This window comes from Acetatifactor muris, from assembly GCF_024623325.1.
Classification (GTDB): Bacteria; Bacillota; Clostridia; order Lachnospirales; family Lachnospiraceae; genus Acetatifactor; species Acetatifactor muris.
In genome coordinates this window covers 1-6,272 of the sequence record NZ_JANJZD010000072.1, presented here as the reverse complement: position 1 = coordinate 6,272, position 6,272 = coordinate 1, and the positions used below count along the sequence as shown (strand labels likewise).

Annotated in this window: 5 protein-coding genes and 2 pseudogenes; all 7 read left to right on the top strand. The window is 56.3% G+C overall.

Annotated elements, in window-relative coordinates:
* Nucleotides 1-1,409, top strand: a 1,409-nt coding sequence (locus NSB25_RS28510; protein WP_257479360.1) for a recombinase family protein, incomplete at its 5' end; no start/stop codon positions are given.
* Nucleotides 1,410-1,488: 79 nt separating this feature from the next.
* Nucleotides 1,489-1,584: pseudogene (locus tag NSB25_RS29335) on the top strand (Maff2 family mobile element protein); the annotation flags it as partial.
* Nucleotides 1,585-1,657: 73 nt separating this feature from the next.
* Nucleotides 1,658-2,527 carry a VirB6/TrbL-like conjugal transfer protein, CD1112 family gene (locus NSB25_RS28500; RefSeq protein WP_004077012.1) on the top strand — a complete coding sequence of 290 codons (870 nt, stop codon included), beginning with the start codon at nucleotides 1,658-1,660 and terminating at the stop codon, nucleotides 2,525-2,527.
* An 18-nt stretch (nucleotides 2,528-2,545) separates the two neighbouring features.
* Nucleotides 2,546-3,031 carry a PrgI family protein gene (locus tag NSB25_RS28495; protein WP_257479359.1) on the top strand — a complete coding sequence of 162 codons (486 nt, stop codon included), beginning with the start codon at nucleotides 2,546-2,548 and terminating at the stop codon, nucleotides 3,029-3,031.
* Complete coding sequence (locus NSB25_RS28490) at nucleotides 2,955-5,375, top strand: VirB4-like conjugal transfer ATPase, CD1110 family (RefSeq protein WP_257479361.1); 2,421 nt, start codon at nucleotides 2,955-2,957, stop codon at nucleotides 5,373-5,375. The genes NSB25_RS28495 and NSB25_RS28490 overlap by 77 nt, the downstream gene beginning before the upstream one ends.
* A complete protein-coding gene (locus NSB25_RS28485) occupies nucleotides 5,372-5,743 on the top strand; it encodes a DUF3851 family protein (protein WP_103242813.1) in 372 nt (123 codons plus the stop codon). The genes NSB25_RS28490 and NSB25_RS28485 overlap by 4 nt, the downstream gene beginning before the upstream one ends.
* Nucleotides 5,736-6,272: pseudogene (locus NSB25_RS28480) on the top strand (CHAP domain-containing protein); the annotation flags it as partial. The gene NSB25_RS28485 and the pseudogene NSB25_RS28480, both read left to right, overlap by 8 nt.

The window sequence follows — 6,272 nt, the reverse complement described above, 5'->3', positions numbered from 1 at the left end:
CCGACATTGAAGCGGGGCTTGTGGGAACGGTTATCGTAAAGGATATGTCAAGGTTAGGGCGAAACTATCTTCAAGTGGGAATGTACACCGAAATGATTTTCCCACAGAACGGCGTCCGCTTCATTGCTATCAATGACGGCGTTGACAGCGCACAGGGCGACAACGATTTTGCGCCCTTGCGTAATATTTTTAACGAATGGCTGGTGAGGGATACGAGCAAGAAAATCAGAGCAGTTAAGAGGTCAAAAGGCATGAGCGGGAAGCCTGTCACAAGCAAGCCCGTGTACGGCTACCTCATGGACGAGGACGAAAATTTCATCATTGACGAGGAAGCCGCCCCCGTGGTGAAGCAGATATACAGCTTATGCCTTGCCGGGAATGGACCGACCAAGATAGCCCGTATGCTCACGGAACAGGAAATCCCCACGCCGGGAACGCTGGAATACCGCCGGACAGGGAGAACCCGCCGCTACCACCCCGGCTATGAGTGCAAGTGGGCGGCGAACACCGTGGTACATATCCTTGAAAACCGGGAATACACGGGCTGCCTTGTGAACTTCAAGACCACCACCCAATCCTACAAGTGCAGCAAGATTATCTACAACAGCGAGGACAAACAGGCAATCTTCGAGAACCACCACGAGCAGATAATCGACAAGGACACATGGGAGCGTGTGCAGGAACTACGCAAGCAGCGCAAACGCCCCAACCGCTATGATGAAGTGGGCTTGTTCTCCGGCATACTCTTTTGTGCCGACTGCGGCAGCGTCATGTACCAGCAGAGGTATCAGACGGACAAGCGGCGGCAGGACTGTTACATATGCGGCAGCTACAAGAAGCGCACGGCAGACTGTACGGCGCACTTTATCCGCACAGACCTTTTGACCGAGGGAGTGACCGAAAATTTACGGAAAGTCACCAGTTACGCCGCCAAGCATGAAGCACGGTTTATGAAGCTGTTGACCGAGCAGACCGAGGACGGGAGCAAACGCCGGAACGCCGCCAAGAAGAAAGAACTGGAAGCAGCAGAAAAGCGGATTGCGGAACTCTCCGCTATCTTCAAGCGGCTGTATGAGGACAGCGTGACCGGGCGCATATCGGACGAGCGTTTCACGGAGCTTTCGGCAGACTATGAAGCCGAGCAAAAGGAGCTGAAAGAGCGTGCCGCCGTTCTGCAGGGCGAGCTTTCAAGGACGCTGGAAGCCACGGCAAACGCCGAGAAGTTTATGAAAGTAGTCCGCAAGTACACCAGCTTTGAGGAACTCACCCCTACCCTGTTACGGGAGTTTGTGGAGAAAATCGTAATCCACGAATCGGAAGCCCTTGACGGGAAACGCCGGGGGAAGCTCCGCAGACAGGAAATCGAAATCTATTACTCTTTTGTCGGCAAGGTAGAATTGCCCGACTAAAGCCCGACCCGTCCGGCAGTCAGCCGGACAGGGAACGGCAAAATTTTTTACACTTCTTTTACTTCTTTATCTCACATGAGCAAAAAGCCAGGGCATGAAGCAGCTCATGGCGGGCGGCGGCGTTGCCCTCATCGGCATGGTGCTTGTACCCCTGCTCTCCGGTCTGTTCGGCTAATCCCCGCACCAGAAACACCCATACCTTTGCCCCTCCCGCAGACGCGGGAGGGGCGGAAAGGAGGTAGCACCGTATGGATTTTCTGCTGGATGCAATCACCACCTGGCTGAAAGAAATGCTGGTGGGCGGCATTATGAGCAACCTTTCCAGTATGTTTGATTCGGTCAACAACCAGGTGGCGGACATATCGGGGCAGATCGGGCAGACGCCCCAGGGCTGGAACGCGGGTATTTTCAGCATGGTCCAAAGCCTTTCGGAAACCGTCATCCTTCCCATAGCAGGCGTGATCCTGGCCTTTGTGATGACGCTGGAGCTGATCCAGATCATCACTGACAAGAACAACTTCCACGACATTGAAACCGCTGTGTTTTTCAAGTGGATTTTCAAGACCGCCTGTGCCATCCTCATTGTCACCAACACCTGGAATATCGTGATGGGCGTGTTTGATCTGGCCCAGGGAATCGTGGCCCAGGCTTCCGGCGTCATCGGCGCGGACGCTTCCATCGACATTTCCTCCGCAATGGCGGATTTGGAGCCAAGGCTCATGGAGATGGATTTGGGGCCGCTGTTCGGGCTGTGGTTCCAGTCCCTGTTTATCGGCCTTACCATGTGGGCGCTGACCATCTGTATTTTTATCGTCATTTATGGCCGTATGCTGGAAATATATCTCGTCACCTCGGTCGCGCCGGTCCCGATGGCCGCTATGATGGGCAGGGAATGGGGCGGCATGGGGCAGAATTACCTGCGTTCCCTGATGGCGTTAGGCTTTCAGGCGTTCCTCATCATGGTCTGCGTGGCAATCTACGCGGTCCTGGTGCAGAACATCGCCACCGACGAGGATACGATTGCCGCCATCTGGTCCTGTGTGGGATATACGGTCCTGCTCTGCCTGACCCTCTTTAAGAGCGGCAGCATGGCCAAGGCAATCTTCCAGGCCCACTAACGAAAGGAGTGTGCAAAAATGGCTTATGTACCAGTACCCAAAGACTTAACGAAGGTCAAGACAAAGGTGGCCTTCAACCTCACCAAGCGGCAGTTAGTCTGCTTTGGCAGCGGGGCGCTCGTGGGCGTACCGCTTTTCTTTCTGCTTCGGGGGCCAGCCGGAAACAGCGCCGCCGCCCTGTGCATGATGCTTGTCATGCTGCCCTTTTTCCTGCTGGCGATGTATGAGAAGAACGGCCAGCCGCTGGAAAAGATCATCGGCAACATGATCCGGGTATCCTTTCTCCGGCCCCGGCAGCGCCCCTACCAGACCAACAACTTCTATGCCGTATTGGAGCGGCAGGACAAACTCGACAAGGAGGTGTATGACATTGTTTACGGCAAAGAAAAACCGGACAAACGGCAGAGCGCCGGAGGGCGAAGGGCCAATGCCGGTGAAAAAGAAGCTCTCCCGCGCGGATCGGAAGCAGATCGAAGCCGCCATTTCCCGCGCCAGCCGCACTGACCAGAAGGGGATTTCCGCGCAGGACAGCATCCCCTATGAACGGATGTGGCCGGACGGCATCTGCCGCGTGACCGGCTGCTACTATACCAAGACCATTCAGTTTCAGGACATCAATTACCAGCTGTCCCAAAACGAGGATAAGACCGCCATCTTCGAGGGCTGGTGCGATTTCCTCAACTACTTTGACAGCTCCATCCGGTTCCAGCTGTCCTTCCTCAACCTGGCCGCGTCCCAGGAAACCTTTGCCCGGTCCATCACCATCCCGCCCCAGGGGGATGATTTTGACAACATCCGCGGCGAGTACACCCAGATGCTGCAAAACCAGCTGGCAAAGGGGAACAACGGCCTGATTAAGACAAAATACCTGACCTTCGGCATTGACGCGGACAGCATCCGGGCGGCAAAGCCCCGGCTGGAACGGATTGAAACCGACCTGCTCAACAACTTCAAGCGGCTGGGCGTAGTGGCGGAGCCGCTGGACGGGCGGGCGCGGCTGTCCCAGCTGCATGGCGTATTCCACATGGACGAACAGGTTCCCTTTTCCTTTTCGTGGGACTGGCTGGCCCCCTCCGGCCTTTCCACCAAGGATTTTATTGCCCCCACTTCCTTTGAGTTCCGCACCGGCAGGCAGTTCCGCATGGGGAAAAAGTACGGCGCGGTCAGCTTTGTGCAGATTCTCGCGCCGGAATTGAACGACCGGATGCTGGCGGATTTTCTGGATATGGAAAGCTCCCTGATTGTCAGCCTCCATGTGCAGTCCTTGGATCAGGTAAAGGCCATCAAGACGGTCAAGCGCAAAATCACCGACCTGGACCGGGCCAAGATCGAAGAACAGAAAAAGGCGGTCCGGGCAGGGTACGACATGGACATCATTCCCAGCGATCTGGCTACCTACGGAAACGAGGCCAAAAAGCTGCTGCAGGATTTACAGAGCCGCAACGAGCGGATGTTCCTTGTGACCTTTCTGGTGCTGAATACGGCGGACACCGCCAGACAGCTGGGCAACAACGTGTTTCAGGCGTCCAGCATCGCGCAGAAGTACAACTGCCAGCTGGCAAGGCTGGACTTCCAGCAGGAGGAGGGGCTGATGAGCTGTTTGCCCCTGGGACAAAACCAGGTGGAAATCCAGCGGGGGCTGACCACTTCCAGCACCGCCATCTTTATCCCCTTTACCACCCAGGAGCTTTTCCAGAACGGGAAAGAGGCGCTGTACTACGGCATCAACGCCCTGTCCAACAACCTTATCATGGTGGACCGCAAGAAGCTGAAAAACCCCAACGGCCTGATTTTAGGCACTCCCGGCTCCGGCAAGTCCTTTTCCGCCAAGCGGGAAATCGCCAACTGTTTTCTGCTCACCACCGATGACATCATCGTGTGCGACCCGGAATCGGAGTACGCGCCCCTTGTGGAGCGGCTGCATGGGCAGGTTATCAAGATTTCGCCCACCTCCGGGGACTACATTAACCCGATGGACCTAAACCTGGACTACTCGGACGATGAAAGCCCGCTGTCTTTGAAATCCGACTTCATTCTGTCGCTGTGCGAGCTGATCGTGGGCGGCAAGGAGGGCTTGCAGCCAGTCCAGAAAACCATCATCGACCGCTGTGTGCGGCTGGTCTACCATGATTACCTGAACGACCCCCAGCCGGAGAATATGCCGGTATTGGAGGATTTGTATAACCTCCTGCTGACCCAGGAGGAAAAAGAGGCGCAGTACATCGCTACGGCGCTGGAAATCTATGTTTCCGGCTCCCTGAATGTGTTCAACCACCGGACCAATGTAAACATCGACAACCGCATTGTCTGCTATGACATCAAGGAGTTAGGCAAGCAGCTGAAAAAAATCGGGATGCTGGTGGTGCAGGACCAGGTGTGGAACCGTGTCACCATCAACCGCGCCGCCCACAAGTCCACCCGGTACTACATTGACGAGATGCACCTGCTGCTCAAAGAGGACCAGACCGCCGCCTATACCATTGAAATCTGGAAACGCTTTCGGAAATGGGGCGGGATTCCCACCGGCATCACACAGAACATCAAGGACCTGCTTGCCAGCCGGGAGATCGAGAACATCTTTGAGAACTCGGACTTTGTATATATGCTCAATCAGGCAAGCGGGGACCGGCAGATTCTGGCAAGGCAGCTGGGCATCTCCCCGCACCAGCTGTCCTATGTGACCCACTCCGGCGAGGGCGAAGGGCTGCTGTTCTACGGCAACATTATCCTGCCCTTTATCGACCGGTTCCCCAAGGATACCGAGCTGTACCGCATAATGACCACCCGGTTGTCCGACCTGTCAGAAATAACAAAATCACAGAATCTAAAGGAGGGAAAGCAATCATGACTGCACAGAAAATGAAACACAATCCCCGGCTGTTTTTGAAGCGGGCGATGGACATTCAGCGCCGCCAGCTGCTTCTGGCGATGGCGGACGCGGTAAGCGAGTGCCGTACTGCGGAGGGCATGGCGGCGGAACTGAACCGTGACGGGGAAACGGGCCTGCTCCGCCTTGCGGAAATCTGGTGCTGCCTCTCCCCTGACACCGGCGGCAGGATTATGGAGGGCCGGGGCGCGGAGCTTCTGGCCGATGTGCTGGCACAGGTCTATGCCTGCCTGATCCTCCGCCCCTTACACACCCCGGCTGGCATGGGCCTCTATATGGAACTGCTCTATATGATGGAGGCGCTGATGCTGGGGGAATGGTTTGATTAAGGAGCCGCGCCTGCGCTTCACCGAGGAGGAACGGACCGCCCCGGCGCTGGAAAAGCCGATCCGCCGAGCGGAGAAAGCGGCTGTCCGGGCAGACAAGGCGCAGGCCAGGATACCCAAAAAGAAGGTCCGGCAGACCGTTATTGACCCCGATACCGGAAAGAAAACAACGAAACTGACCTTTGAGGAACAGGCAAAACCGCCCTCCAAGCTGTCCCATGCGGTACGGGGCGCTCCGGCCAATGTGCTGCTTGCCGGGGCGCATAAGGAAATCCGCAAGTCCGAACAGGACAATGTGGGCGTGGAAGGGGCGCACAAGACTGAGCAGGCTGTTGAAGTCAGTGCGCGGCTGGTGCGGGAGGGATACCGCAGCCATAAACTGAAACCCTACCGCGAAGCGGCAAGGGCGGAGCAAAAGCTGGAAAAAGCAAACATCAACGCCCTGTACCAAAAGTCCCTGGCGGAGAACCCCCAGCTTGCCAGCAACCCCCTTTCCCGCTGGCAGCAAAAGCAGGCCATCAAAAAGGAATAT

Bases quoted from the DNA above. Each gene is read 5' to 3' on its own strand.
- NSB25_RS28495 (WP_257479359.1), top strand. From the start codon at position 2,546: ATGGCTTATGTACCAGTACCCAAAGACTTAACGAAGGTCAAGACAAAG.
- NSB25_RS28490 (WP_257479361.1), top strand. From the start codon at position 2,955: ATGCCGGTGAAAAAGAAGCTCTCCCGCGCGGATCGGAAGCAGATCGAA.
- NSB25_RS28485 (WP_103242813.1), top strand. From the start codon at position 5,372: ATGACTGCACAGAAAATGAAACACAATCCCCGGCTGTTTTTGAAGCGG.
- NSB25_RS28500 (WP_004077012.1), top strand. From the start codon at position 1,658: ATGGATTTTCTGCTGGATGCAATCACCACCTGGCTGAAAGAAATGCTG.